General features: G+C 72.7%; 30 protein-coding genes and 1 riboswitch. Of the genes, 15 read left to right on the plus strand and 15 right to left on the minus strand.

Annotated elements, in window-relative coordinates; all coding sequences use genetic code 11:
• Position 1: 1 nt before the first annotated feature.
• Positions 2 to 958, minus strand: coding sequence for an ABC transporter ATP-binding protein (locus QUY26_RS35080; RefSeq protein ID WP_289953846.1), 957 nt, complete (start codon positions 956 to 958; stop codon positions 2 to 4).
• Positions 959 to 1,134: 176 nt separating this feature from the next.
• Here QUY26_RS35080 and QUY26_RS35085 point away from each other — a divergent pair, with 176 nt between their 5' ends.
• From QUY26_RS35085 to QUY26_RS35095, 3 genes are all read left to right on the plus strand, one after another.
• Positions 1,135 to 1,362 (plus strand): toxin-antitoxin system HicB family antitoxin, encoded by a 228-nt coding sequence (locus QUY26_RS35085; protein WP_030358728.1) that lies wholly within the window; start codon positions 1,135 to 1,137, stop codon positions 1,360 to 1,362.
• Positions 1,363 to 1,398: 36 nt separating this feature from the next.
• Positions 1,399 to 1,737 carry a fic family toxin-antitoxin system, toxin component gene (locus QUY26_RS35090; protein WP_289956310.1) on the plus strand — a complete coding sequence of 113 codons (339 nt, stop codon included), beginning with the start codon at positions 1,399 to 1,401 and terminating at the stop codon, positions 1,735 to 1,737.
• 154 nt (positions 1,738 to 1,891) lie between these two features.
• Complete coding sequence (locus tag QUY26_RS35095) at positions 1,892 to 2,254, plus strand: VOC family protein (protein WP_289953851.1); 363 nt, start codon at positions 1,892 to 1,894, stop codon at positions 2,252 to 2,254.
• Here QUY26_RS35095 and QUY26_RS35100 read toward each other — a convergent pair.
• The 4 genes from QUY26_RS35100 to bioB form a co-directional block, all read right to left on the minus strand.
• Entirely contained in the window at positions 2,251 to 2,946 is a 696-nt protein-coding gene (locus QUY26_RS35100) for a class I SAM-dependent methyltransferase (RefSeq protein ID WP_289953853.1), read from the minus strand. The two genes, QUY26_RS35095 and QUY26_RS35100, sit on opposite strands and share 4 nt — an antisense overlap.
• A gap of 196 nt (positions 2,947 to 3,142) precedes the next feature.
• Positions 3,143 to 3,856, minus strand: a complete 714-nt coding sequence (bioD, locus tag QUY26_RS35105) for a dethiobiotin synthase (RefSeq protein WP_289953855.1) — start codon at positions 3,854 to 3,856, stop codon at positions 3,143 to 3,145.
• Positions 3,853 to 5,172 carry an adenosylmethionine--8-amino-7-oxononanoate transaminase gene (locus tag QUY26_RS35110; protein ID WP_289953857.1) on the minus strand — a complete coding sequence of 440 codons (1,320 nt, stop codon included), beginning with the start codon at positions 5,170 to 5,172 and terminating at the stop codon, positions 3,853 to 3,855. The genes bioD and QUY26_RS35110 overlap by 4 nt, the downstream gene beginning before the upstream one ends.
• A complete protein-coding gene (bioB, locus tag QUY26_RS35115; RefSeq protein WP_289953860.1) occupies positions 5,165 to 6,361 on the minus strand; it encodes a biotin synthase BioB in 1,197 nt (398 codons plus the stop codon). Before bioB ends, QUY26_RS35110 begins: the two co-directional genes overlap by 8 nt.
• A gap of 197 nt (positions 6,362 to 6,558) precedes the next feature.
• Between bioB and QUY26_RS35120 the strand changes: the two genes are divergently transcribed.
• Entirely contained in the window at positions 6,559 to 7,695 is a 1,137-nt protein-coding gene (locus tag QUY26_RS35120; protein ID WP_289953862.1) for an 8-amino-7-oxononanoate synthase, read from the plus strand.
• Positions 7,696 to 7,752: 57 nt separating this feature from the next.
• Here the strand turns inward: QUY26_RS35120 and QUY26_RS35125 are convergent, their stop codons facing one another.
• Both QUY26_RS35125 and QUY26_RS35130 read right to left on the minus strand, forming a co-directional pair.
• On the minus strand, positions 7,753 to 7,977 hold the full coding sequence (locus QUY26_RS35125) for a DUF397 domain-containing protein (RefSeq protein WP_289953863.1): 225 nt from the start codon (positions 7,975 to 7,977) through the stop codon (positions 7,753 to 7,755).
• Between the two features lie 9 nt (positions 7,978 to 7,986).
• Entirely contained in the window at positions 7,987 to 8,847 is an 861-nt protein-coding gene (locus tag QUY26_RS35130; RefSeq protein WP_289953865.1) for a helix-turn-helix domain-containing protein, read from the minus strand.
• Positions 8,848 to 9,109: 262 nt separating this feature from the next.
• On the opposite strand from QUY26_RS35130, the gene QUY26_RS35135 reads away from it, so the two are divergent.
• Positions 9,110 to 9,541, plus strand: a complete 432-nt coding sequence (locus tag QUY26_RS35135) for an ATP-binding protein (protein WP_289953867.1) — start codon at positions 9,110 to 9,112, stop codon at positions 9,539 to 9,541.
• A 22-nt stretch (positions 9,542 to 9,563) separates the two neighbouring features.
• Here QUY26_RS35135 and QUY26_RS35140 read toward each other — a convergent pair whose 3' ends face one another.
• A complete protein-coding gene (locus tag QUY26_RS35140) occupies positions 9,564 to 10,475 on the minus strand; it encodes a LysR family transcriptional regulator (protein WP_289953869.1) in 912 nt (303 codons plus the stop codon).
• 192 nt (positions 10,476 to 10,667) lie between these two features.
• Between QUY26_RS35140 and QUY26_RS35145 the strand changes: the two genes are divergently transcribed.
• Complete coding sequence (locus tag QUY26_RS35145; protein WP_289953871.1) at positions 10,668 to 11,336, plus strand: LysE family translocator; 669 nt, start codon at positions 10,668 to 10,670, stop codon at positions 11,334 to 11,336.
• Here QUY26_RS35145 and QUY26_RS35150 read toward each other — a convergent pair.
• The 4 genes from QUY26_RS35150 to QUY26_RS35165 all read right to left on the minus strand — a co-directional run bounded on the left by QUY26_RS35150 (position 11,329) and on the right by QUY26_RS35165 (position 14,183).
• Positions 11,329 to 11,889, minus strand: coding sequence for a DUF6328 family protein (locus QUY26_RS35150; protein ID WP_354670731.1), 561 nt, complete (start codon positions 11,887 to 11,889; stop codon positions 11,329 to 11,331). The genes QUY26_RS35145 and QUY26_RS35150 overlap by 8 nt on opposite strands.
• Positions 11,890 to 11,992: 103 nt before the next feature.
• A complete protein-coding gene (locus QUY26_RS35155) occupies positions 11,993 to 12,466 on the minus strand; it encodes a C40 family peptidase (protein WP_289953873.1) in 474 nt (157 codons plus the stop codon).
• 3 nt (positions 12,467 to 12,469) lie between these two features.
• A riboswitch (cyclic di-AMP (ydaO/yuaA leader) is annotated at positions 12,470 to 12,634 on the minus strand.
• A gap of 582 nt (positions 12,635 to 13,216) precedes the next feature.
• On the minus strand, positions 13,217 to 13,546 hold the full coding sequence (locus QUY26_RS35160; RefSeq protein ID WP_289953877.1) for a hypothetical protein: 330 nt from the start codon (positions 13,544 to 13,546) through the stop codon (positions 13,217 to 13,219).
• A 7-nt stretch (positions 13,547 to 13,553) separates the two neighbouring features.
• On the minus strand, positions 13,554 to 14,183 hold the full coding sequence (locus tag QUY26_RS35165; RefSeq protein ID WP_289953879.1) for an ATP-dependent Clp protease proteolytic subunit: 630 nt from the start codon (positions 14,181 to 14,183) through the stop codon (positions 13,554 to 13,556).
• Between the two features lie 120 nt (positions 14,184 to 14,303).
• Between QUY26_RS35165 and QUY26_RS35170 the strand changes: the two genes are divergently transcribed.
• Positions 14,304 to 14,615 carry a type II toxin-antitoxin system Phd/YefM family antitoxin gene (locus tag QUY26_RS35170; RefSeq protein ID WP_289953881.1) on the plus strand — a complete coding sequence of 104 codons (312 nt, stop codon included), beginning with the start codon at positions 14,304 to 14,306 and terminating at the stop codon, positions 14,613 to 14,615.
• A gap of 112 nt (positions 14,616 to 14,727) precedes the next feature.
• Here the strand turns inward: QUY26_RS35170 and QUY26_RS35175 are convergent, their stop codons facing one another.
• Positions 14,728 to 15,738: an ABC transporter permease gene (locus QUY26_RS35175; protein ID WP_289953883.1), complete on the minus strand. Its 1,011-nt coding sequence runs from the start codon at positions 15,736 to 15,738 to the stop codon at positions 14,728 to 14,730.
• Positions 15,739 to 15,890: 152 nt separating this feature from the next.
• Between QUY26_RS35175 and QUY26_RS35180 the strand changes: the two genes are divergently transcribed.
• The 7 genes from QUY26_RS35180 (at position 15,891) to QUY26_RS35210 (ending at position 21,429) form a co-directional block, all read left to right on the plus strand.
• A complete protein-coding gene (locus tag QUY26_RS35180) occupies positions 15,891 to 16,511 on the plus strand; it encodes a TetR/AcrR family transcriptional regulator (protein ID WP_289953887.1) in 621 nt (206 codons plus the stop codon).
• A 237-nt stretch (positions 16,512 to 16,748) separates the two neighbouring features.
• Positions 16,749 to 17,051: an urease subunit gamma gene (locus QUY26_RS35185; RefSeq protein ID WP_289953889.1), complete on the plus strand. Its 303-nt coding sequence runs from the start codon at positions 16,749 to 16,751 to the stop codon at positions 17,049 to 17,051.
• 72 nt (positions 17,052 to 17,123) lie between these two features.
• Positions 17,124 to 17,435, plus strand: coding sequence for an urease subunit beta (locus QUY26_RS35190; RefSeq protein WP_289956313.1), 312 nt, complete (start codon positions 17,124 to 17,126; stop codon positions 17,433 to 17,435).
• A complete protein-coding gene (locus tag QUY26_RS35195; RefSeq protein WP_289953891.1) occupies positions 17,428 to 19,149 on the plus strand; it encodes an urease subunit alpha in 1,722 nt (573 codons plus the stop codon). The genes QUY26_RS35190 and QUY26_RS35195 overlap by 8 nt, the downstream gene beginning before the upstream one ends.
• A gap of 14 nt (positions 19,150 to 19,163) precedes the next feature.
• Positions 19,164 to 19,838: an urease accessory protein UreF gene (locus QUY26_RS35200; protein ID WP_289953893.1), complete on the plus strand. Its 675-nt coding sequence runs from the start codon at positions 19,164 to 19,166 to the stop codon at positions 19,836 to 19,838.
• A gap of 92 nt (positions 19,839 to 19,930) precedes the next feature.
• A complete protein-coding gene (gene ureG / locus QUY26_RS35205) occupies positions 19,931 to 20,620 on the plus strand; it encodes an urease accessory protein UreG (RefSeq protein WP_289953895.1) in 690 nt (229 codons plus the stop codon).
• A complete protein-coding gene (locus QUY26_RS35210) occupies positions 20,617 to 21,429 on the plus strand; it encodes an urease accessory protein UreD (RefSeq protein ID WP_289956316.1) in 813 nt (270 codons plus the stop codon). The genes ureG and QUY26_RS35210 overlap by 4 nt, the downstream gene beginning before the upstream one ends.
• A 61-nt stretch (positions 21,430 to 21,490) precedes the next feature.
• Here the strand turns inward: QUY26_RS35210 and QUY26_RS35215 are convergent, their stop codons facing one another.
• A complete protein-coding gene (locus QUY26_RS35215) occupies positions 21,491 to 21,697 on the minus strand; it encodes a hypothetical protein (RefSeq protein WP_289953896.1) in 207 nt (68 codons plus the stop codon).
• A 137-nt stretch (positions 21,698 to 21,834) separates the two neighbouring features.
• On the opposite strand from QUY26_RS35215, the gene QUY26_RS35220 reads away from it, so the two are divergent.
• The gene (locus QUY26_RS35220) at positions 21,835 to 22,983 is read left to right on the plus strand and encodes a sensor histidine kinase (RefSeq protein WP_289953898.1); all 1,149 of its coding nucleotides are present in this window, start codon (positions 21,835 to 21,837) and stop codon (positions 22,981 to 22,983) included.
• Here the strand turns inward: QUY26_RS35220 and QUY26_RS35225 are convergent.
• Positions 22,980 to 23,663 (minus strand): response regulator transcription factor, encoded by a 684-nt coding sequence (locus tag QUY26_RS35225; RefSeq protein ID WP_289953902.1) that lies wholly within the window; start codon positions 23,661 to 23,663, stop codon positions 22,980 to 22,982. The two genes, QUY26_RS35220 and QUY26_RS35225, sit on opposite strands and share 4 nt — an antisense overlap.
• Positions 23,664 to 23,782: the final 119 nt, after the last annotated feature.

Below are 23,782 nucleotides of genomic sequence, written 5' to 3' on the forward strand. Positions count from 1 at the left end.
CTCAGTCCTGGGGGGACGGGTCGTCGCGGGTGGGTTTCGCCGGCGGGTCGTCCGGGGGCACGGCGGGGGCGGCGGGGCCGGGGGACGCGGTGGTGTCCGGGGCGTCGGCGGCACTCGGGGGGCCGCTGGTGCTCGGCGTCCCGGCGGTGCCCGCCGTCCCGTCCGCCGTGTCGGCGGCCGTGCCGTGCAGCACGTCGAACCGCTTCATCCGCTCCAGGACGCCCTCCGCCGTCGGCCGGGCCATCTCGTCCACGATCCGGCCGTCCGCGAGGAAGAGCACCAGGTCGGAGTGGGCGGCGGCACTCGGGTCGTGCGTCACCATCACCACCGTCTGGCCCAGCGAGTCCACCGCCTCGCGCAGGAACCCGAGCACTTCGAGTCCGGCCCGCGAGTCGAGGTTGCCGGTCGGCTCGTCGGCGAAGATCAGCTCGGGGCGGGAGGCCAGCGCCCGTGCGCACGCCACGCGCTGCTGCTGGCCGCCGGAGAGCTGCGCGGGCCGGTGCCGCAGCCGGTCGCGCAGGCCGAGCGTGTCGATGACGTGCTCCAGCCACTCGGCGTCGGGACGCTGGCCCGCGATGTCCATGGGCAGCGTAATGTTCTCGCGCGCGTTCAGCGTCGGGATGAGGTTGAACGACTGGAACATGAAGCCGATCCGGTCCCGCCTGAGCCGCGTCAGCTCGCGGTCCTTGAGCCCGGTGATCTCGGTGTCGCCGAGCCACACCTGGCCCGCCGAGACCGAGTCGAGCCCGGCCAGCGTGTGCATCAGCGTGGACTTGCCGGAACCGGAAGGACCCATCACGGCGGTGAACCGCTGCCGCGCGATGTCCACGTCGACCGCGTCCAGGGCGAGCACGGTGGTCTCACCCGAGCCGTACGCCTTCGTGAGCCCGCGGGCGCGGGCCGCGACGCCGGCGGGCTCGGCGCGCTCCGTGTGCGGTGTCGAAGCAGGTGTGGACAAGGCCGCCTCCCCGGTTGTGGCCGTCCCAACTCGCGTATTCCAGCAGAGAGTAAAGGGTCGGAGTGGGCAGCTGGTATCCCTCGCAGGTCGATGCGTGAGGAGCGTGTAAGGGGCACCTGGTGGGCGGTGCCCGGCACCTCTTGCCGGTGCTAGCGGATCGGCGCTAGCTTGTGGACATGGCGAAGACTCAGCTGAACGTGCGGGTGGACGAGGACACCGCCCGGGCCGCGCGCGAACGCGCCATGGCCCGTGGCGTGAGCGTGAATCGCTACATCGAAGAGCTGGTCAAACAGGACGCGGGCGAGCTCGGCCACACGTTCGTGGAGGCCGCCGCCGACTTCATGAAGCAGTACGAGACCGTCTTCGCCGAGGAGTTCGGCGCGGAGCGCGAGGGCCGTCGCTGACCCTTGAACCTCAGAATCGACCTCGCCTGGCTCCTGATGGTCGCCGAGCACAAGACGCCGGGTGATCCACAAGTGACCGACTGGGGCGCCTTGGTGGCCGCCGTGGCCCGCCACCACGCGGAGATCTTCGGCGTTCCCGTGTACGAAGGCCCGCACGACCGCGCCGCCGCCCTGCTCCAGCTCCTGCTGCACCTGCCCGCCCTCGAACGCTCCAACGCGCTCTACGCCTCGTCGGTCGCCTACGCCTACCTCGTCGCCAGCGGCGTGAAGGTCGTGACCTCGCCCGAGCAGGTGCGGGACCTGGCCCGGCTGATCAAGGAGGACGGGGTGAGCGTGCACGACATAGCGCGCGAGCTGCGGCAGTGGAGCCTGTGACCCGGTGAGGCCGGCCGGTGCGGCATCGCCCGGCGCCCCGTGACCCGCCCCGCCCGACGAGCGGTGCCGCATCGCCCGGCGCGTGGCCGATGAGTTGTGGCCCGTCAGGCGGTCAGCATGAGTGACCGGTCGCGACCACCAGGAGGCTTCCGCCATGCCCGCCACCATCCAGCCGATGCTGATCACCCCCGACCCGGACCGTCTCGTCGCCTTCTACACAGGGCTCCTCGGCGCCGAGGAGACGGAACGCGTGCCCGACGAGGGGCCCGTCTTCTTCTTGAACCTGCGTGTCAAGGACTCCGACCTCGGCATCGTCGCGGACAAGAGTGTCGAGCCCGGCACCCCGCAGCGCTCCCTCCTGAGCGTGACCGTGGACGACGTCGACGAACTCCTCACGCGCGTCGAAGCGCTCGGCGGCACGGTGCGCGGCCCGGCCAACGACATGCCGTGGGGCCGGCGCGTCGCCCACATCCAGGACCCCGACGGCAACGCGGTGAATCTGGCACAGCCGATCTAGGGCTTGTCCGCGCCCGCCGCCCCGTCCTCCACCGGGCGGCGTGCCGAGCCCAGGAAGCAGTACGACGAGGGGAACTTCGGGCCGCGCTCGGGCACCATGATCCGGCGGTACGTCCCCACCTCGAACCCGGCCGCGCGCAGCGCGCCCACCGGATCCCGGCCGACGTGACAGCCGCCGAAAAGGCGCGGCCACACCGTGCGGTCCAGGACGCGCTGCGCCGTCACCATCGCGCCGCCCGGAGCCCGGCCGTGCTCGAAGAACCTCAGCTCGCCGCCGGGACGCAGCACCCGGCGCAGCTCACCGAGCGCCCTCGGCACGTCCCGCACGCTGCACAGCACCAGCGACGCGACGGCGACGTCGAACGCCTCGCTCTTGACCGGCAGGGCCTCCGCGGCGCCCGGCACCACGTCCACGGGGACGTCCGCGCGCATCGCCGCGGACGCCGCCAGGCGGCGCAGAACGCTCTCCGGCTCGATCGCGACCACCTCGGCGACGGTGGCCGGGTAGTGCGCGAAGTTCAGGCCGTTGCCCGCGCCCACCTCGATGGCACGGCCCTCGGCGCCCGCCAGGAGTTCCTTGCGGTGCGGGGCGATGGCCGGTTCCGCGGAGACGCTGCAGCGGGCGTAGAAACGGGCGAAGAGGGGGTGGTGGACCGCGTCCCGCGGGGCGGGACGGGCGGAGGGCGGGGGCATGGTGCCTCCTCGGGTGGGTGGGGGTTTCTTCCCCCGACCCGCCCCTTCCCGAAACTGGCGCTCGCGCCCCAGGCCCCCGGGGTCGGCCTCCCGCGCCCGGCGCCGGGGTGGACGCCGATCCGACGGGACGGCCCCGACCCCTGATCCGACGGGACGAACCCGACCCCGGCGGCACGAACCCGACCCCGCACCCGGCTCACGCCTCGGACAAGGCCCCCGGACCCGCCCAGCTCCCGCCCAGTCCCGGTGCCAGCCAGCCCCCGGCCGCCGCGCGGAACTCCCGGCCCGGCAGGGAACCCGCGCCCTCGGGGACCGAGCCCAGCAGGGGCGCGCCCGCCACGTCGGCCAGTTCGGCGAGGTTGCAGCGCGAGGCCAGGTCGGGGGTGGTGGGCCAGCTGCCGATGACGATGCCCTCGGGGGTGAGGCCGCGGGCGCGCAGGGCCTCGGTGGTGAGCGTCGTCGTGTTGAGGGTGCCGAGGGCCGCGGCGGCCACGACGAGGACGGGGGCCGCGAGGAGCCGGGCCGCGTCCGCGAGGGTCGCCCCCGCCTCGTCGAAGCGGACCAGCAGGCCACCGGCCCCCTCGATCAGGACCAGGTCGTGAGAGGCCGCGAGCTTCTCCGCGGCCTCGGCCACCTGGGCGGGCGAGACCGTCGGGAGGCCCGCCCGGCGCGCGGCCGTCGAGGGCGCGAGCGGCTCGGGGAAGCGCGCGAGCTCCACCGGGGTCACCCGGTCACCCGCGAGCCGCACCACCTCGTCGACGTCGCCCGGGTCCCCGGGGCCGACCCCGGTCTGGGCCGGCTTGAGGACGGCGACGCTGCGCCCGGCCGCGAGGGCGACCGCGGCCACCGCCGCCGTCGTCACGGTCTTGCCGATCTCCGTGCCCGTACCGGACACCACGAGGACGCTCACGCCGAGACCTCCCCGCTCGCCCGCGCCGCCGCGCACACCGCACGCCCGATCTGTGCCACGTCCGCGTCGCCCGTGACGAACGGCGGCATCGTGTAGATGAGGTCGCGGAAGGGCCGCACCCACACGCCCTCCCGCACCACGGCGCGCGTCGCCGCCTCCATGTCGACCTGGTGGTCGAGCTGTACGACACCGAGCGCGCCGAGGACCCGTACGTCCCGGACGAAGGGCAGCTCGGCGGCCGGGGCGAGCGCGACCCGCAGGCCCGTCTCGACGCGCTTGACGTCCGTCTGCCAGTCCTTGCCGAGCAGCAGGTCGATGGAGGCGTTGGCGACCGCCGCGGCCAGCGGGTTGCCCATGAACGTCGGGCCGTGCGCGAGCACCGGCACCTCGCCCCGCGCGATGCCCGACGCCACCCGCTCGGTGCACAGCGTCGCCGCCATCGTCAGATAGCCGCCGGTCATGGACTTGCCGAGGCACATCACATCGGGTGTGACGGCCGCGTGGTCCGCCGCGAAAAGGGCGCCCGTGCGGCCGAAGCCCGTCGCGATCTCGTCGAAGACGAGCAGCACATCGTGCGCGTCGCACGCCTCGCGCAGCGCGCGCAGATAGCGGGGGGAGTGGAAGCGCATGCCGCCCGCGCCCTGCACCACCGGCTCGACGATGACGCCCGCGAGCTCGTGGGCGTGCTGTCCGATCACGTCGTGCAGATGCTGCGCGTACGCCTCGTCGTAGGCGTCGAAGCCCGCCGGGGGCTGGTCCGCGAACACCTGCTGGGGGAGCACGCCCTGCCACAGGCTGTGCATGCCGCCGTCGGGGTCGCACACGGCCATCGGCTGCCAGGTGTCGCCGTGGTAGCCGCCGCGCCAGGTCAGCATCCTGCGCTTCTCGGTCCTGCCGAGGGAACGCCAGTGCTGGAGGCACATCTTGACCGCGACCTCGACGGCCACCGAACCGGAGTCGGAGAGGAAGACGTGCTCCAGGCCGTCCGGCGTGAGGTCGACGAGCCGCTTCGCGAGCCGGACGGCGGGCTCGTGCGTGAGCCCGCCGAACATCACGTGACTCATGCTGTCCAACTGCTCGCGCACCGCGTCGTTCAGGACGGGGTGGTTGTAGCCGTGGATGGCCGACCACCACGACGACATGCCGTCGACCAGCTCGCCGACGCCCGCCACGCGCAGCCGCACCCCGCTCGCGGACTCCACGACCAGCGGCTCCTGACGGCCGGGCATCGGGCCGTAGGGGTGCCAGACGTGCGCGCGGTCGAGGTCGAGGATCTCCTTGACGTCCAGGCCGGACGCCGCGGGTGCGTCAGGCATTGGGCGCCACGTCCGTCCCGGCGCCCCGACGGCGTACCGCCACCAGATCCGTGCGCGGCCCCTGCACCACGGGCCCCTCGGTCCCCGCGGCGGGCTCCACGGCGGCGGGGGCGGTCTCGGCGGGAGCGGTGTGGCAGGTGTCGGCGTTCTCCTGGGAGCCGCAGACCGAGCCGCACCCGCCGCCCCTGCGGTGTTCGGGCAGCGTCACCTGGTCCGTGGTCTCCACCTCGAACCCGGCGTCCGCGATCATCTCCAGGTCGGCCTTGCCCGCCTGGCCCTCGCTGGTCAGGTAGTCGCCGAGGAAGATCGAGTTGGCGAGGTGCAGGGCGAGCGGCTGGAGCGTGCGCAGATGCAGCTCGCGGCCGCCCGCGATGCGGACCTCGATGTCCGGGCAGACGAACCGGACCATGGCGAGGATGCGCAGGCAGCGCTGCGGAGTGAGGTTCCACTCCTTGGCGAGCGGGGTGCCCTCGAAGGGGATCAGGAAGTTCACCGGCACGGAGTCCGCGTCGAGCTCGCGCAGCGCGAAGACCACGTCGACCAGGTCCTGGTCCGTCTCGCCCATGCCCGAGATCAGGCCCGAGCAGGCGGAGAGCCCGGCCGCGTGCGCCTTCTGCACGGTGTCGACACGGTCGGCGTAGGTGTGCGTCTTGGTGATGTCGCCGTACGTCGCCTCGGACGTGTTCAGGTTGTGGTTGTAGGCGTCCGCGCCCGCGCCGCGCAGGCGCTCCGCCTGGCCGTCGGAGAGCAGGCCGAGGCAGGCGCAGACCTCGACGCCCTCGTTCTGCTCCTTGATCGTCTTGATGGTGGCGGAGACCCGGTCGACGTCCCGGTCCGTGGGCCCGCGCCCGCTCGCGACCAGGCAGACCCGCTTGGCGCCCCCGGCGAGCCCGGCCGCCGCGGCCTTGGAGGCCTCGTCCGGCTTCAGCCAGGTGTACTTGAGGATCCCGGTCTCCGCGCCGAGCCGCTGCGAGCAGTACGAGCAGTCCTCCGGGCACAGACCCGACTTGAGGTTGACCAGATAGTTGAGTTTCACCCGTCGGCCGAACCAGTGGCGCCGCACCTTTCCGGCCGCCGCCACCACGTCGAGCAGGTCCTCGTCGGAGGTCGCGAGCACCGCGAGCGCCTCGTCACGGCTCGGCAGTTCCCGCCGAAGCCCCTTGTCCACCAGCGTGTTGAGCAGATCCATGGCGCCGATCCTGACGCACGCCGGACTTTCTGACCATGGAGATTCCGTACAACAGAAGCATCGGGAGGTGTGGGTATTGCCACACCATGGCCGGGTGGTGCGGCCGCTAGGGTCTGTGCACTGTCTACAAACACCTCGGTCCGTACGTCCCGACTTCGCGCGGCACGCACGTCGACCCGTGACGCCTCGGAGGTCCCATGGCTGGCTCGCCGTTCGACTGGATCGACGAGCAGGCGCGGCTGCGCGCACAGGCCGGCCTGGTGCGCACGCTGCGCCCGCGCCCGGCCGAATCCCACCTGCTCGACCTCGCGGGAAACGACTATCTGGGACTGACCCGCCACCCGGAGGTCACCGCCGCGGCCGCGAGCGCGGCCCGGCGCTGGGGCGCGGGCGCCACGGGCTCCCGCCTGGTGACGGGCACCACCGAACTGCACGCCGAACTGGAGCGGGAGCTGGCCGAGTTCTGCGGCTTCGAGGCGGCCCTCGTGCTGTCGTCCGGCTACGCGGCGAACCTCGCCGCGGTCACCGCGCTCGCCCCGCACGGCTCGCTGATCGTGTCCGACGCGGGCAACCACGCCTCCCTGATCGACGGCTGCCGCCTCGCCCGGGGCACGACGCAGGTGGTGCCGCACGCCGACCCGGACGCGGTGCGCAAGGCGCTCGGCACGCACGAGGGGCCCGCGGTCGTGGTGACCGACTCGGTGTTCTCCGTCGACGGGGACGCGACACCGCTGCCCGAGCTGGCCGCCGTCTGCCGCGAGGCCGGGGCCGGCCTGCTCGTCGACGACGCGCACGGGCTGGGGGTGCTCGGGGACGGCGGCCGCGGCGCGCCGCACGCCGCCGGGCTCGCGGGGGCCGCCGACACCGTGGTCACGGTCACCCTGTCGAAGTCGCTCGGCAGCCAGGGCGGGGCCGTGCTCGGCCCGGCCAAGGTGATCGCGCACCTGGTCAACGCGGCCCGGACGCTCATCTTCGACACCGGGCTCGCACCGGCCGCCGCCGGTTCGGCGCTCGCCGCCCTGCGCCTGCTGCGCCGCGAGCCGGAACGGGCCGCCCGGGCGCGCGCGGTGGCCACGACGCTGCACGAACTCCTGACACGGGAAGGGCTTTCGGCGGTACGTCCCGACGCCGCCGTCGTCTCCGTGCGCGCGCCGTCGCCGGAGGCGGCGGTGCGCTGGGCGGCAGACTGCCGCCGCGAGGGCCTGGCCGTCGGCTGTTTCCGCCCGCCGTCGGTTCCCGACGGCGTCTCACGGTTGCGGCTGACCGCACGGGCCGACCTGAACGACGCGCAGGTCGCCGAAGCCGTCGCCACGATCAGCCGCACCGCACCCTGACTCCTGAGATCTGGCACCTGAGACCTGGGTCCAGGGTCCGGCGCTCTCACCCGGGCTTCACCGAAGGGCGTCGATGAAGTCCTCCCAGGCGGCAGGGGAGAAGAGCACGGCTGGGCCCGCCGTGTCCTTCGAGTCGCGCACGGCGAACAGACCGGCGAGCGGTCCGGAGCCGAGCGGCGCTGTCTCCACGCAGTTGTTCATTCCATTGCTGCGGCTGCTGCGCCGCCACCGCGCGTCCCTGAGAGACGTGCTGGAGGGAACGGACCGAGGCAGTGCAGTCATGGTGCCTCCTTACGCGCCGTCACCTAACCCGGCGATGAAATCCATTGAATCCTGAACGGAAAGCGCCTGTCCCTGAAGCGAGTTGAAGGCGTCGGTGTACGCCCGAAGGTCTTCTTTCCGTTCGAGGTAGAGGCTACTCGTCAAGTGGTCGAGAACAACCACATCCAGATCAGAAATGTTCGGAAAGGAGAGAATAACGAAAGGCCCGATGAGCCCGACGTGCTCGCCGGAGACGAACGGCAACACCTGGATGCGTACTTGCGGAAGCCGTGCCGCCTCCAGGAGCCGTCGCAACTGCCCGGCGAGGACCTCAGGGCCGCCGATCTGGCGTCTGAGCACCGCCTCGTCGAGGATCACACTCAGCCGCAGCGGCGGCTCACTGCGCAGCACGTCCTGGCGCGCGAGGCGCACCTGCACCAGGGCCCTCACCTGTTCCTCGGGCAGCCCGCCGAGTGCGGCACGTGTCACCGCGAGGGCGTAGTCCGGCGTCTGCAGCAGGCCGGGGACCACCGTGGTCTCCAGGGTGCGCACGCGGCAGGCCTGTGACTCCAGACTGATGAAGTCGCGGTACGTCGGAGGCAGCAGACCGCGGTAGGCGTGCCACCAGTTCTGCCGCCCGTTCTCGTCCTCCCCGCCCGCGAGCACGACCAACAGCTCGCGCAGCTGCGGATCGTCGACCTCGTAAGCCTCCAGGAGCAGCCGCACGTCCGAGGCGCGCACCCCGGAGCGCCCGGTCTCGATGCGGCTCACCTTCGACTGGTGCCAGCCCACCCGGGCGGCCGCCTCGCCGCTGGTGAGTCCGGCCTGCCCGCGCAGCGCGCGCAACTCCGCGCCGAGTTTGCGGCGCCGCACAGCGGGACCGTACTGCATGTCCGTCTCCTTCCGGACGTCCGCGCCAACCGTACGGGACAGCGGGGGTGTGTAGAGGAAGCGCCAGTGTTGCGCCCAAATACGGTCTGCCGTCGTAGAGTTCACCGCTTCGAGCGACAGATATATGCACATCTCGGTGGATCGCCGCGTGTCACCGGCCCAGGAGTGGCACTCTGGCGCGAAGCACCAGTTCCGGGACTGTCCTCGAGTTCTTCCGCCACGAGTCGGAGTCCGGTCCCGGTGGGAAAGGGACAGTGTCGCCATGGCAGACCACCAGGAAGTATCAGTCACTCTGCCGAGCGATCCTGTCTCGGTCGCAGCCGCCCGCAGGTACGTGGCGGAAACCTTGTCGGATTGGGGCCTGCCGGCCGATGCCGACATCGCCGACACGGTGCGGCTCATCGTCTCCGAACTCGCCACGAACGCCGTCCAGCACACCCGCGGCCAGTCGCCGACCTTCACCGTGGACGTGCAGCTCGACCGCGACGAGCGGCTGCGCATCGGCGTCACGGACAGCCACCCGCGCTTCCCCCGCCGCCTGCCCGCCGCCGTCCAGCAGGACAACGGCCGGGGCATGGTCATCATCCGCTGGCTCACCGCCGAGTGCGGCGGCAGACTCTCGGTCTGCCCGACGGCGGAGGGCGGCAAGACGGTCTGGATCACCCTGCCGTGGTCGGTGCCGGTCCAGAGTTGACGCCCCGCGGCCGCGCGGCGCCTCAGCCGGCCGAGCGGCCGAACGTCCCCCGCAGCAGCGCCCGGAACGTGTCCACGGCCGGACTCGACTCGTCGGTGCGGTGGCAGACCCAGATGGTGCGCCGCAGGTCACCCGGTTCCAAGGGCCGGACCCCGACCGGGGTCGCCGTCGTCCGGGCCACCATCTCCGGGACCACAGCGGCACCGAGGCCCGCACTGACCATCGCGCACACCAGCGCGTAGTCCGGCGTCTGGACGAGCACCGCGGGCGCCGCCCCCGCCCGCGCGAGCGCCGCCTCCACCCCCTGCCGCGCCGGATGCGCCGGCGCCATGCTGACCAGGGGCTGGCCCGCGAGCTCGGCGAGCGGAAGGCGCCCGGTGCCCGCCGCGAGCGCGTGCCCCGGCGCCGTCACGAGCACCAACTCCTCGACGAGGAGCGGCTCCAGGGTCACGGACGCGGGCGGCGCGGGCAGCTCGGCGGGTTCGTAGGTGTGCGTCAGGGCCACATCGACGTCGCCCGCCGCCACCGCGGCCACGCCCAGCGGGGGCTCGTGGCCGGTGACCGTCAGGTCGACATCGGGATGCGCCCGGCGGAACGCCGTCAGCGCGGGCGGCAGCAGATGGATGCCCGCCGTCGTGAACGTGGCGACCCGCAGCCGCCCGCCCGAGAGGCCCACGAGCTGCGCCAGCTCGTGCCGGGCCAGCTCCATCTCGTCCAGGACACGGCGGGCGCGCGCGAGCAGCAGCTCGCCCGCGCCGGTGAGCCGCGCGCCCCGGTGGTGCCGCACGAGCAGTGCCGCTCCCGCCTCCCGCTCCAGCTTCGCGAGCTGCTGGGAGAGCGCGGGCACCGTATAGCCGAGCCGTTCGGCGGCGCGGGTGATGGAACCGGCTTCGGAGACCGCCACGAGCGCCGCAAGGCGGGTCGGGTCGTACATGCCGTGCCTCTTTCTTGTGGCCGTGGCCCGCGGTCGTGCCGCGGGCCCTGCCGCGGTGAGCGGCCGCCGGTCGTCCGGCCTTGCGGGACCGCCGCCGGATCATACCGGCAGCCCAGCCTCAACAGATGCTTAAGGCAGACGCAGGAGATCTGACATACCTGCTGAAGGCCGCCCCACGGCAGAGTGGCCCTCATGGACGCTCAACTGGTCGCCTTCACCGGCGTCGCCGCGGGCATGGTCGCCATGCCCGGCGCCGACTTCACCGTCGTCGTACGCAACGCGCTCGCCTCCCGCCGCGCCGGAGTGCTGTGCGCGTTCGGCATCGCGGCGGGGCTCCTGGTGCACACGGCGCTCGCCGTCGCGGGCGTCGCCGCCGTGCTCGCGGCCGTGCCCGCGCTGTTCCGCGCGCTGCAGGTGGTGGGCGGCTGCTACGTGCTGTACCTGGGGGTGCGGGCGCTGCGGTCGGCGGTGCGGTGGGAGACGCGGCCGGGCGCGCCGGGGGCGGACCCGGTGGCGGAGCGGCGGGTGGGGGAGGAGGCGCGGGCCGTGGCCGGTGGGCGCGGAGGCGGCCTGCGCGAGGGCTTCCTCACGAACGCACTCAACCCCAAGGCGTCCCTGACGTTCCTGAGCGTGCTGCCTCAGTTCGTGCCCGCGGGAAGCCCCGCGATGCCGCGCACGTTGCTGCTCGCCACGATCGTCGTGGCCTTCGCGCTGCTGTGGTTCCCGGCTGTCGCGCTGCTCGTGGACCGGCTCGGCCGCTGGCTGCGGGAGCCCCGGGCGGCCAGGGCGATCGAGGGCGGCACCGGAGCGGCGCTCACGGCGCTGGGCCTGGCGCTCCTCGCGGAACCGCTGTTCACGTAGCCCGACCGGAAGGGCCGTCTTGTCGCTGTCGCCGCGCGACCGTCCAGGGCAGCAGCCCCCACAGGCCACCGCACACCAGCAGCGTGGCCGCGGCGGCGAGGCAGGCGCCGGTGCGGCTCGCCGCCACGTCCACGACGAGCAGGACCGAACCGGTGAAGGCGAGCACCAGGACGGCGAGTCCGGCCCCGGCGAGCCGGGACGACACCTTGACGATGACCGGTTTCGCGCCGCGCTGGAACAGCCCCCGGTGCAACGCGGCGGGCGCGGTGAACAGCGCGGCCGCGAGAACGGCGAGCAGCAGCGTGGTCACGTAGGTGGCGCGCTGGAGGGAGTCGAGCGAGGCGAATCGGGGGGTGAAGGCGAGCGTCAGCAGAAACGCGAAGAGAAGCTGCACGCCGGTCTGAGTGACCCTCAGCTCCTGCAGGATCTCGACGAAGTTGCGGTCGGCGCGTTCCAGCGGGGTCTCGTTGCGGCCGTTGTGGAGGCCCGGACCGGGGTCGTGCGCGGCGGAGCCCGCTGACCGGGGGGTGTCGCCGGGGATGTTTTCGGACATGTCCTACGGGTATCCCGAGCCGACGCGAACCAGTCCTCGCGTCGTCCGGGCCACGCCCGGACGGCGGTGCCTGCCCGAAGGCACCGCCCTCCCGGCACTCGGGTCAGCGGACCCGGCCGTACCAGACGCTGTTCGACCAGATCTTCTCCAGACGCACCACCGTGCCCCGCTTCGGGGCGTGCCAGATCTTGTTCTTGCCGGCGTAGATGCCGACGTGGTAGACGTTCCGGCCGGAGTGGAAGAACACCAGGTCGCCGCGGGTGCGGTTGGCCTTGGAGACATGGCGGGTCTTGTTGTACTGCTGCGCGGCGGTTCGCGGCAGCTTCTTGCCCACGCGCTTGTACGAGTAGAGCGTGAGGCCCGAGCAGTCGAACCGGTGCGGCCCCACGGCCCCGTAGCCGTACGGGGAGCCCTTCTTGGAAGCCGCGATCTTGAGCGCCTTCGTCCCGTGTGTGGCGGCCTCGGCCTCGGAGACGAGTCCGGGGGCCACGATGGTGCCGCCCACGGCGGCGAGCGTGAGAGCCGAAGCCGTACCGGCCCTCGTCAGCAACGACGGAACACGATTCAGCGCAGTCATGCGCAACCCTTCGTCAGCCGCCTGTGAAGGATGACCTGTCGGGTTCGGGCAGGCGAAGATGCCCGGTCGCGTCGCGACTTCACCCCAAGGGCCGGCCGGTCTCCCGGACGGCCCGCCTTGCTGGGTCCTCCACTCCTGCCGATGCACAGATGTCGACCGGTCATCCGGGTGGCGGCAGGACTCGGCGTCCGCCCGGACCGCCCCGCCGCTTGTGGCGGGGGCTTGTCGTCGGAAGGGATCTTCACCCGAGAGTGGCGAAAAAACCGAGCCGAAACGGCCGTATGTGAGGCTCCTCACGACTGAACCGTTCGGGTGGACAGAGCCCGAAAGGGGCCTGGGTCACAGTCGGAGACGATTGCCCGAACAGCGCTGGAAGGTCCGGTTCCGGCTGCCGCGTAAGGGAGTTGTGCAACTTCAGGGGCACGTGCGTGCGAGTGTTTCCTACGCTGAAAGAGCTACCACCTCTGGTCGCATCCCGCTGCGGGGCCGGAAGTGGCACGATGTCGTCCGCTCCGTCCGCACCCTCAATGGGCGGACGGCGCGGGCGCGCTGCGGCCGGGGCGCTCCGACGGGTGTCCGGCGCGACGGCGCACCTCGGGTGCGGGGCGCGAGGGAGACGGGGCGGCGCGGTGCGGGACTGCGGGGGGCCGGGCCGACTCTGCCTCGGCGGGCCCCGTCAACTCCTAGCAGAAACGCTTGGCCGACTCGCCGTTCACGGGCGTGCTCGTCTCCTCCTCCGGGCGGGCGCGGTCACCCGCCCGTCGGCGGCGCCTCCTCGCCGACCGGGGGCGGCGGCACGGCCACGCGCGCGGCCCGTCGCTCGCCGTCCAGCGTGCGCAACGCCCGCGCCAGCGTCGCCGAGTGGACCTCCGTCTCGCCCCGCTGGTGCATCAGGGTCAGGGCGTCGCGCAGCTCCACCGCCCTGCTGACGAGGGCTTGTGCGGCGCGCAGGCCGCCGTACGTGTGCTCCGCGCGCGCCGGATTGACGCGGCCGACGAGGTCCACCACCGCGAGATAGGCGTCGATCAGCTCGCCCTCGGCGCGGGTCAGGGCGGGCAGCGGCGGCAGTTCGGGCAGCACCCGGGCCTCACTCGGCGGCCGTCGCCGCGCCCCTGGGGCTCGGCACGACTCGGTCCACCAGGCCGAACTCCACCGCGGCCGCCGCGTCCAGGACGGTGTCGCGCTCGATGGCCGCCGCGATCCGCTCGGCGCCCTGCCCCGTGTGCCGCCCGAGCATCTCCTCCAGGAGCGCGCGGGTGCGCCGCAGTTCCTCGGCCTGGATGGCGAGGTCGGCCGGCCGGCCCCGCAACGCCTCCGCGAGCGCGGGCTGCTGGAGCACCACCCGGGCGCCGGGCAGGATGGACCGCTTCCCCGGCGTGCCCGCGGCGAGCAGCACGGCGGCGGCGGACGCGGCCTGGCCGAGGCAGACGGTCTCCACGTCGCAGGTCGTGTACCGCAGGGTGTCGTAGATCGCCGTGGCCGCGCTGAAGGAGCCGCCGGGCGAGTTGATGTACAGCGAGATGTCCCGGTCGGGCGCGAGGTGTTCCAGGTGCAGCAGCTGCGCCATGACGTCGTTCGCGGAGACGTCGTCGACGGGGGTGCCGAGGAAGACGATGCGCTCCTCCAGGAGCTTGGAGTACGGATCCAGCGTGCGCGGGCCCGAGCTGGTGCGCTCGGTGAACTCCGGCAGGACGTGGCGGGCGAACGGCTGCTGCATGGGCGTGCCTCCCGATCTGTACGGCATGCGTGCGGTCGCACGGGCATGCGCGCTGGCGCCGTCGCGAGCGACGACCTCTGTAAAAAATGTACAGGACGTACATGACGTTATGATGGGGGCATGGCCTACGAGATTCCGGTGACGCAAGCCCGCGCAGAGCTCGCCGACCTGATCAACCGCGTTGTCTACGGCAGCGAACGCGTGGTCGTCACGCGTCACGGCAAGCCGCTCGTGGCCCTCGTCTCCGCCGATGACCTGCGTCGACTCGCCGAGCTCGACGAGCTCGAAGAGGCCGAGGCGGTCCGCGCCGCCGCCGGGGAGACCGTGATCAGCTCCGTGTCCTCGCTCGGCTCGTCCACGTCCGGCGCGGGTGGCGAACACCGGCGCTTCGGCATCGCGGCGGAGCACCGCGGGCCGGACAGCATCACCTGAGACACGAAGAAAGGCCGTGTGCCCCCGTCCGCTACGGCGGGGGCACACGGCTGTCCGGGGGCGCGCCCATCTGTCACGGCCGGGGCACGCGGCATTCCGGTGCGGCGCGGCGTCAGCCGACCGGGGCGGGCTCGCGCACCCGGGGCGATGCCGTCGCCGGGGGAGTCTCGCGGCCGCGCCGGGCTCCGACGAGTACGGCTCCGAGGCCGAGGGTCGCCCAGACGGCGAGGGTGACGGCGGGGCCCGTGGCCGCCGCCCCGTCGAAGAACGCGGTCGAGCGCAGGAGCGAGCCGCCCGCTCCCGGCGGCAGCAACTGGCCGATGAGGCCGACCGGTTCGGGCAGCAGCTGCGGCGCCGATGTCACCCCCGAGAACGGATTGCCGAGCAGCACCATCAGGAGCGCACCCACGCCGATGCCCGCCGTTCCCAGCAGCGCTCCGAGGCCGGCCACGGTCGCGGCGACGGCGAGAGCCGACAAGCCGAGCACCCCCGCCTCCGCCCACCAGTCACCCGTGAGGACGCCGAGCCAACTGTCGGCGAGCGCGGCGGCGACGAGTCCGACGAGCGCCGAGGCCAGGACCAGCGTCCCCGCGGCGCGCGGTCCGCGCAGCCCCCGCAGCGTCACCATCGAGCCCGCCGCGACCCCCGCGATGGCCAGCGGCAGCACGCTCGACCCCAGGGCGGCCCCGCGCGGATCGGCGGCCGGGGCGGGTACCACGTCGACCGTCGTGACCCGGGTGCCGTCCGGAGCGCCCTCCGCCACCGCCTGCTGGAGGAGTTGGGCGACGACCGGACTCGCGGCCGAAGCCGTCAGGAGCTTCGGCCCCTGGCCGGTGGCGACGACCGCGCCGTACACCGTCCGGTCCTCGATGGCGTTCCTGGCCGCCGCCTCGTCCGCGTACCGATGGATCTCGAACGCGCCCTCCCGCTGCTGAAGTTGCTTCTGCAGCGGGGCGGTGGCGTGGGCGGGGCCCGCCACGCCGAGCGGCAGATCGCGCGGGGCGTTCCTGGCCGCCGGCCAGGCGAAGGCCCACAGGGCAAGGGCCACGATGAAGGGAACCAGCAGGGCGACCGTCAGCGTGCGGCGGGCCTGCTGGGGCGCGGCAGGGGACGGCGTGGGCATGGGGTTCTCCAGAGCGAAGGGGGTGGGATCGGTGAGGGCGGTCTCTGCGGGGCTGACCTCTAAAGAGAAGGATCGTTCGTTTTTGCTGTGCCCCCACTGTGCGGCGACGGGTATGTGTTGTCAAGAAGGAATGTTCGTTTTACTTTGGACGCATGGCCCGCGTATCCCAGGAACACCTCGACGCCCGCCGCCGCCAGATCCTCGACGGCGCCGCCCTCTGCTTCGCCCGCAACGGCTTCCACGCCACGTCGATGCAGGACGTGCTCAAGGAGGTGGGCCTGTCGGCGGGTGCCGTCTACCGCTACTTCAGCGGCAAGGACGAGCTGATCCACGCCATCGTCTCCGAGGTGCTCCTCGAGATCAGGGAAGTCTTCGAGTCCGCGGCCGGGCAGACGCCGCCCCCGCCGCCGGACGTCCTGGTCGACCGCGCGCTCGGCCAGGTCCTCGACCTCAAGCCGGGCCTCGTCGAGCGCGACCGGCCGTACTTCCCGCGACTGCTCGTGCAGGTCTGGACGGAGACGCTGCGCGACGACGAGCTGCGCGCCCTCATCCAGGGCGGGTACGACGCCGTGCGGGCGGCCTGGGTCCGGATCGTCGAGGGCTATCAGGCCGCGGGCATGATGCGCGCCGACGTGCCCGCGGACCGCGTCGCACGGACGATGATCGCCATGGCGCAGGGATTCGCGGCCCAGGTCGCCCTGTTCGACGGGGTGCCGACGGACGCGCTGAGGGACGGCGTGCGCGGGCTGATGAGCATGGGTGAGCCCGCGTGAGGAGCGGACCCCCGCCCGAGTATGGGGCAGTCCTGCTGGCGGTCATGGCTCGGTCAAGGTCTGGTTAACCTCACTGAAACTCCGTCCAACTAGCCTGCCGTGCCACGCCACCTGGGGATCGCGTACGCCAAGGTGTACCTCGGCGCGCTCTTCGCTGTGCGCTACATCTTTTCCCGTCGCGGTGGCCGCGGCAGCCGGACCCCGCACGGTTCGGAGCAAGGACGATGAGGTGGGGACGTGCGACTGACACCGCACGAGCAGGAGAGGCTGCTCATCCATGTGGCTGCCGACGTGGCCGAGAAGCGCCGGGCGCGCGGCCTCAGGCTCAACCATCCCGAGGCGATCGCGCTCATCACGTCGCACATCCTCGAAGGCGCCCGCGACGGCCGCAGCGTCGCCGATCTGATGACGTCGGGCCGCAAGGTGCTGACGCGCGACGACGTCATGGACGGCATCCCCGAGATGATCCACGACGTACAGGTCGAGGCGACGTTCCCGGACGGCACGAAGCTCGTCACCGTCCACGACCCCATCGTCTGACGGGGCGTGGGACGTATGCCATCAGCAGACAGCGCGGGCGCGTTCGACGGCGTGGGCCCTAAGGGCCCCGGCCTGGTCCCCGGCGAGATCCTCTTCGCCGAAGGGTCCATCGCCTTCAACGAGGGCCGCCCCACCACCCGCCTCACCGTCCTCAACGCCGCCGACCGCCCCGTACAGGTCGGCTCCCACTACCACTTCGCCGAGGCCAACCCCGGCCTGGAGTTCGACCGTTCCGCCGCGCGCGGCCTGCGGCTGAACATCGCCGCGGGCACCGCCGTGCGGTTCGAGCCCGGCATTCCCGTCGACGTGACGCTGGTGCCCCTCGCGGGCGCCCGCGTCGTGCCCGGCCTGCGCGGCGAGACCGGAGGTGCTCTCGATGACTGAGCTGTCCCGCGCCGCGTACGCCGACCTGTTCGGCCCGACGACCGGTGACCGGATCCGGCTCGCCGACACCGGGCTGCTCGTGGAGATCGAGGAGGACCGCTCCGGCGGTCCCGGGCGCTCCGGCGACGAGGCCGTGTTCGGCGGCGGCAAGGTCATCCGCGAGTCGATGGGCCAGTCCCGTACGACCCGCGCCGAAGGGGCCCCCGACACCGTCGTCACCGGCGCCGTGATCATCGACCACTGGGGTGTGGTCAAGGCCGACGTGGGCATCCGCGACGGCCGGATCACCGGCATCGGCAAGGCCGGGAACCCGGACACGATGGACGGCGTCCACCCCGATCTCGTCATCGGCCCCGAGACCGAGATCCTGTCGGGCAACGGAAAGATCCTCACCGCGGGCGGCATCGACACGCACATCCACTTCATCTCGCCCACGATCGTGGACGAGGCCCTGGCCTCCGGCGTCACCACGCTCATAGGCGGCGGCACCGGTCCCGCCGAGGGCAGCAAGGCCACCACCATCACCCCCGGCGCCTGGCACCTGGCCCGGATGTTCGCCGCCCTGGAGAACGCCCCGGTCAACATCGGCTTCCTGGGCAAGGGCAACACCACGTCCGCCGAGTCGATGCGCGCCCAACTCCGCGCGGGTGCCGTCAGCTTCAAGATCCACGAGGACTGGGGCGCGACCCCCGCCGTGATCGACGCCTGTCTGAACGTGTGCGAGGACACCGGCGCCCAGCTCGCCGTCCACACCGACACGCTCAACGAGGCGGGCTTCGTCGACGCCACCTTCGCGGCCGTCGCCGGACGCACGCTGCACGCCTTCCACGTGGAGGGCGCGGGCGGCGGCCACGCACCCGACATGATCACGGCGGTCTCGCTGCCCAACATGCTGCCGAGCTCCACCAACCCGACGCGGCCGCACACCGTCAACACCGTCGAGGAGCACCTCGACATGCTGATGGTCTGCCACCACCTGAACCCGGCCGTGCCGGAGGACCTGGCCTTCGCCGAGTCCCGCATCCGCCCGACCACCATCGGCGCGGAGGACATCCTCCACGACCTCGGCGCCATCTCCATCATGTCCTCCGACTCCCAGGCCATGGGCCGTGTCGGCGAGGTCGTCCTGCGCACCTGGCAGACGGCGCACGTGATGAAGCGCCGCCGCGGCCCGCTCCCCGGGGACACCCGGGCCGACAACCACCGGGCCCGGCGGTACGTCGCCAAGTACACGATCAACGCCGCCATCGCGCAGGGCATCGAGCGCGAGGTCGGCTCCGTCGAGAGCGGCAAGCTGGCCGACCTGGTCCTGTGGGAACCGGCGTTCTTCGGCGTCAAGCCCGAAGTGGTCCTGAAGGGCGGCCAGATCGCGTACGCGCAGATGGGTGACGCCAACGCCTCCATCCCGACCCCGCAACCGGTCCTTCCGCGCCCGATGTTCGGCGGCCACGGCCGGGCGCCCGCCCGTAACTCCCTGACCTTCGTCACCCAGTCCGCGCTGGACGACGGCCTGCCCGAACGCCTCGCCCTCGAGCGGCAGTTCGTGCCGATCGCCTCCACCCGGGGCCGGACGAAGGCCGACATGCGCGAGAACGACGCCCTGCCGCGGGTCGAAGTCGCCCCCGACAGCTTCGCCGTACGCATCGACGGCGAACTCGTCGAACCCGCACCCGCCGCCGAACTGCCGCTCGCCCAGCGGTACTTCCTCTTCTGAGGCGGTGACCGCACATGTCGCGGGCCGCACTCATGGTCCTGGCCGACGGCCGCTTCCCCGCCGGAGGCCACGCGCACTCCGGCGGGGCCGAGGCGGCCGTGAAGGCGGGGCGGATCACCGGGGCGAGATCCCTGGAGGACTTCTGCCGGGGCCGCCTGCACACCACCGGCGTGGTGTCGGCCGCCCTCGCCGCGGCGGCGGCGCTCGGTGTCGACATCGCCGCCCTGGACGAGGCGGCGGACGCCCGCACTCCGTCCGCGGCGCTGCGCACCACCGCCCGCAGACTCGGCCGGCAACTGCTGCGCGCCGCCCGGGTCGCCTGGCCCGCCGCCGAACTCGACGCCCTCGCCCGCGCCTTCCCCAAGGGCGCCCACCAGCCGGTCGTCCTCGGCGCGACCGCCCGGGCGGCGGGCCTCGACGGGGCCGACGCCGCGTACTGCTCCGCCTACGAGAGCGTCAGCGGTCCCGCCACCGCCGTCGTCAGGCTCCTGAGCCTCGACCCGTTCGACGCGACGGCCGTGCTGGCCCGGCTCGCCCCGGACCTGGACGCGATGGTGACGTCGGCGGAGAGCGCTGCCCGGCGGGCCGTCACCGAGGGCGTGGGGGTGCTGCCCGCGGCGTCCGCGCCGTTCCTGGAGGTGGGGGCGGAGGGGCATGCGGGGTGGGGGGTGCGGTTGTTCGCGTCGTAGGGAGCTCTGCGGACGAAGGGCGCCGCCGATCGGCCTGTGGCCCACCCACCGATCACCGACCACCGACCCAAGGACCCAAGGAGCGAAGCGACATGCACCTCGACCACACCCACGACGAATCCAAGGCGATCAGCGCGGACGCGCACCGCCCCGACGGCACCCGCCGAGCCCTCCGCATCGGCCTCGGCGGCCCCGTCGGCTCCGGCAAGACGGCCACAGTCGCCGCCCTCTGCCAGGCCCTCCGCGACGAACTCTCCCTGGCCGTGGTGACGAACGACATCTACACCCGGGAGGACGCGGAGTTCCTCCTGCGCGAAGCGGTCCTTCCTCCGGAACGCATCACCGCCGTGGAGACGGGAGCCTGCCCCCACACCGCGATCCGCGACGACATCTCCGCGAACCTGGAGGCGGTGGAGGACCTGGAGGACGAGGTCGGCCCACTCGACCTGATCCTCGTGGAGTCCGGCGGCGACAACCTGACGGCGACGTTCTCACGCGGCCTGGTGGACGCCCAGATCTTCGTCATCGACGTGGCGGGAGGCGACGACATCCCGCGCAAGGGCGGCCCCGGCGTGACGACGGCCGACCTGCTCGTGGTGAACAAGACGGACCTGGCCCCGTACGTGGGCTCGGACCTGGCCCGGATGGCGGCGGACGCGAAGGCGCAGCGCTCGGAACTCCCGGTGGTGTTCCAGTCGCTGCGATCCGAGGAGCACGTGGGCGAGGTCGCGCGCTGGGTACGGGAGCAGCACGTGAAGTGGACGAAGGCCCCGACGAAGTGACCCACCCGCAGCTCCTCCAGGACGACACCGGGCTCAGGCCGCCGAGCCCCGCCGGGGTCCGGGCCCGCGCCCGCATCACCGCGCGCAGGGACGCCCAAGGCCGCACGGTCCTGCCCCTCCTCCACGGCGAGGCCCCCCTGGCCCTGCGCCGCACCCGCACCACGGGACCCGAGGCCCACGTCATGCTGGTGGGGGCCATGAGCGGCCCCCTCGGCGGCGACCGGCTGACCGTGGAGGCAGAGGTCGAGCAGGGGGCGCGCCTGAGCGTCGGATCGGCCGCGGCGACCATCGCCCTGCCGGGCCAGGACGGCGCCCCGGCGCACTACGACGTGCGCCTCACGGTCGCCGCCGGGGCGGAACTGCGCTGGCTGCCGGAGCAGCTGATCTCGGTGCAGGGCAGCGAGCTGCGCGTCACGACCCGCGCGGACATCGCCGCAGGCGGCCGCCTGGTCCTGCGCGAGGAACAGGTACTGGGCCGCACGGCCGAGACCCCGGGCCTCCTCTCCTCCAGACTCACCGTGCACCTTGCCGGGCGCCCCCTCCTGGACCAGGAACTGTCCTGCGGCCCCGGAGCCCCGGGCGGCTGGGACGGCCCCGCCGTCCTGGCGGGCCATCGCGCCGTGGGCCAACTGATCGTCGTGGACCCGGACTTCGCCCACACCCCACCACCCCCGACACCCCTGGGCGAGTCAGCGGCCCTCACCCCTCTGGCAGGACCAGGCGCCCTGGTCACCGCCCTGGCCCCCGACGCCCTGCAGCTGCGCCGGACCCTCGACGAGGCCCTGACCCACCTCACCCGCCTGACCTAGGAACTGCCCGACGACCTAGGAACTGCCCGATGACCTAGGTGTATTGCCCTGCGCACAGCCCTCAGCCCTGCGGGGCCTTGGACGCGGCGGCTCCCACGGCGGCGCCGAGGACGATGAGCCCGATGCTGAGGTAGATCTCGTAGCCGTCGACGTAGACATGCCTCATGAAGCCCATGAGCGGGATCCACTGGTCGAAGGCCTCGTGGACGATGCCTTGCAGGCCGCCGACGAGGAGCGTGAAGCTGATGAACCCAAGGATGCCTTTCATGCTCTCGACCGTAGAAAGCGCAGGTCGGGCCGGGCATTGGCCGTCGGTACACGGCAGCGGGCGGGCTGTAGTCCGAAAGTATCGACCTGCGGGGCGCGCGGTCCTGGCGGGGCGGGAGCGGACGTAGATTCGGCGCCATGCGCCGCCGCCGTGACTGGTACACCGACATCGCCCTGTTCGTCTTCGCCATGGCGTTCGCCGTGGTCAGCGCCGACTCCGTGGCCACCGACGCGGACATGTCCCGGGGCGCGCAGATCGCCGACCAGGTCGCCGGAGCGTTGGCCTGCGCGACGGTGTTCCTCCGCAGGCGCTGGCCGGTGCAGGTGGCGGTGGTCCTGCTCCTTGCCGGCACGTACTTCCACTACCTGACCGGCGCGACGCTGGTGGCGCTGTTCAGCGTCGCGGTCCTGCGCCCGCTGCGCGTGACGGCGGCGATGGCGGGTGTCACTCTCGCGCAGCTGGTGCTGTTCCTGGCGCGCGACCCCGACCCCGAGCACGAGGCGACCAACTCCGCGCTGACCTACTTCGCGCTGGTGGCAGGGACGATCGGGTGGGGCCTGTACGTACGCAAGAGGCGCCAGCTCATCGCCTCGCTCGAAGAGCGTGCCGAGCGCGCCGCGGGCGAGGCGCGCCGACAGGCGCGCGAGGAGATCGCCAGAGAGATGCATGACGTGCTGGCGCACCGGCTGTCCCTGCTGAGCATGCACGCGGGTGCACTCGAGTTCCATCCAGGTGCCTCGACGGCGCAGGTGCAGCGCGCGGCAGGCGTGATCCGTGAGAGCGCGCACCTGGCGCTCGAGGACCTGCGCGAAGTCATCGGCGTGCTGCGCGCCTCGGAGCCCGCGGACAGCGGGGGAGCCGGCCACGGCCGGCCGCAGCCGACGCTGGCGGACCTGGGGCGCCTGGTGGCGGAGTCGCGGGAGGCGGGCATGCGGATCTCGTACGAGGACAGGGCCGCCGAACCGGACGCGGTGACCACCGCGGTGGGCCGCACCGCGTACCGCATCGTCCAGGAGGGCCTGACCAACGCCCGCAAGCACGCGCCGGACGCCGAGGTCACCGTCGAGATCTCCGGCGGCCCCCGGGACGGGATCACCCTCTCGGTGGTGAACCCGCTGGCGCGGCGGGAGGTGGAGCGGGGGATCCCGGGCGCCGGCCAGGGCCTGATCGGCCTCGCCGAGCGCGCCTCGCTGGCCGGCGGCCACCTGGAACACGGCGTCGAGAACGGCGACTTCGCACTCCGGGCCTGGCTGCCGTGGCACGGCGCGAAGGGCGCGGGCGGCTAGGAGCTGTCCGCCGGGCCGGGGTCGGCGTCGTGCACCAACAGGGCGATCTGGACGCGGTTGTTGAGTCCGAGCTTGGCCAGGATCCGTGACACGTGCGTCTTCACGGTGGGCAGGCCCATGTGCAGCGCGGCGGCGATCTCGGCGTTCGACTTCCCCTGCCCCACCGCGAGCGCCACCTCGCGCTGCCGCTCACCGAGCGTGCCGAGCCGGGCCCGGGCGTCGGGCCTGCCGTTCTCGCTGCCGGTGTCGGGCTCCCCGGCGGCAGCACGAGAGATCAGCTGCCGGGTGACCTCGGGGGACAGCACCGGATCCCCGGCGACGACCCGACGCACCGCGTCGACGATCTCGGCGGGAGGCGTGTCCTTCAACACGAATCCAGCGGCCCCGGCCCGCAGGGCCCGCAGCACCTGCTCGTCCGCGTGAAACGTCGTCAGGACGACCACCTCGGGCGGATCCGCACACGCCCGCAACTGCTCGGTCGCGGTGAGACCGTCCACTCCGGGCATCTGGATGTCCATCAACACGACGTCCGGCCGGGTCCGCTCCACCAACGCCACCACCTCACCACCGTCTCCGGCCTCCCCCACGATCTCGATGCCGTCGGCGCCCCCCATCATCACCGACAGGGCGGAACACACCAGCGGATCGTCGTCGACCACCACAAGCTTGATCGCAGCCACGCGCTCCAAGGTAGCGAGCGGGCCCCGCCTCGGTGACCACGCTTGCCGCTCACCGGTACAAACCAATCCGTTTATCGGATTGGTAAAAAACGTCCAACACGTCTGTTGTCAGGGACCAT

Origin of the sequence: Streptomyces flavofungini, from assembly GCF_030388665.1 — a bacterium.
Taxonomy (GTDB): Bacteria; Actinomycetota; Actinomycetes; order Streptomycetales; family Streptomycetaceae; genus Streptomyces; species Streptomyces flavofungini_A.

Coding starts and splice junctions, on each gene's coding strand:
- QUY26_RS35085 (WP_030358728.1), top strand. CDS start 1,135: ATGGCGAAGACTCAGCTGAACGTGCGGGTGGACGAGGACACCGCCCGG.
- QUY26_RS35090 (WP_289956310.1), top strand. CDS start 1,399: ATGGTCGCCGAGCACAAGACGCCGGGTGATCCACAAGTGACCGACTGG.
- QUY26_RS35095 (WP_289953851.1), top strand. CDS start 1,892: ATGCCCGCCACCATCCAGCCGATGCTGATCACCCCCGACCCGGACCGT.
- QUY26_RS35100 (WP_289953853.1), bottom strand. CDS start 2,946: ATGCCCCCGCCCTCCGCCCGTCCCGCCCCGCGGGACGCGGTCCACCAC.
- QUY26_RS35110 (WP_289953857.1), bottom strand. CDS start 5,172: ATGCCTGACGCACCCGCGGCGTCCGGCCTGGACGTCAAGGAGATCCTC.
- bioB (WP_289953860.1), bottom strand. CDS start 6,361: ATGGATCTGCTCAACACGCTGGTGGACAAGGGGCTTCGGCGGGAACTG.
- QUY26_RS35120 (WP_289953862.1), top strand. CDS start 6,559: ATGGCTGGCTCGCCGTTCGACTGGATCGACGAGCAGGCGCGGCTGCGC.
- QUY26_RS35125 (WP_289953863.1), bottom strand. CDS start 7,977: ATGACTGCACTGCCTCGGTCCGTTCCCTCCAGCACGTCTCTCAGGGAC.
- QUY26_RS35130 (WP_289953865.1), bottom strand. CDS start 8,847: ATGCAGTACGGTCCCGCTGTGCGGCGCCGCAAACTCGGCGCGGAGTTG.
- QUY26_RS35135 (WP_289953867.1), top strand. CDS start 9,110: ATGGCAGACCACCAGGAAGTATCAGTCACTCTGCCGAGCGATCCTGTC.
- QUY26_RS35140 (WP_289953869.1), bottom strand. CDS start 10,475: ATGTACGACCCGACCCGCCTTGCGGCGCTCGTGGCGGTCTCCGAAGCC.
- QUY26_RS35145 (WP_289953871.1), top strand. CDS start 10,668: ATGGACGCTCAACTGGTCGCCTTCACCGGCGTCGCCGCGGGCATGGTC.
- QUY26_RS35150 (WP_354670731.1), bottom strand. CDS start 11,889: ATGTCCGAAAACATCCCCGGCGACACCCCCCGGTCAGCGGGCTCCGCC.
- QUY26_RS35155 (WP_289953873.1), bottom strand. CDS start 12,466: ATGACTGCGCTGAATCGTGTTCCGTCGTTGCTGACGAGGGCCGGTACG.
- QUY26_RS35165 (WP_289953879.1), bottom strand. CDS start 14,183: ATGCAGCAGCCGTTCGCCCGCCACGTCCTGCCGGAGTTCACCGAGCGC.
- QUY26_RS35170 (WP_289953881.1), top strand. CDS start 14,304: ATGGCCTACGAGATTCCGGTGACGCAAGCCCGCGCAGAGCTCGCCGAC.
- QUY26_RS35175 (WP_289953883.1), bottom strand. CDS start 15,738: ATGCCCACGCCGTCCCCTGCCGCGCCCCAGCAGGCCCGCCGCACGCTG.
- QUY26_RS35180 (WP_289953887.1), top strand. CDS start 15,891: ATGGCCCGCGTATCCCAGGAACACCTCGACGCCCGCCGCCGCCAGATC.
- QUY26_RS35195 (WP_289953891.1), top strand. CDS start 17,428: ATGACTGAGCTGTCCCGCGCCGCGTACGCCGACCTGTTCGGCCCGACG.
- QUY26_RS35200 (WP_289953893.1), top strand. CDS start 19,164: ATGTCGCGGGCCGCACTCATGGTCCTGGCCGACGGCCGCTTCCCCGCC.
- ureG (WP_289953895.1), top strand. CDS start 19,931: ATGCACCTCGACCACACCCACGACGAATCCAAGGCGATCAGCGCGGAC.
- QUY26_RS35215 (WP_289953896.1), bottom strand. CDS start 21,697: ATGAAAGGCATCCTTGGGTTCATCAGCTTCACGCTCCTCGTCGGCGGC.
- QUY26_RS35220 (WP_289953898.1), top strand. CDS start 21,835: ATGCGCCGCCGCCGTGACTGGTACACCGACATCGCCCTGTTCGTCTTC.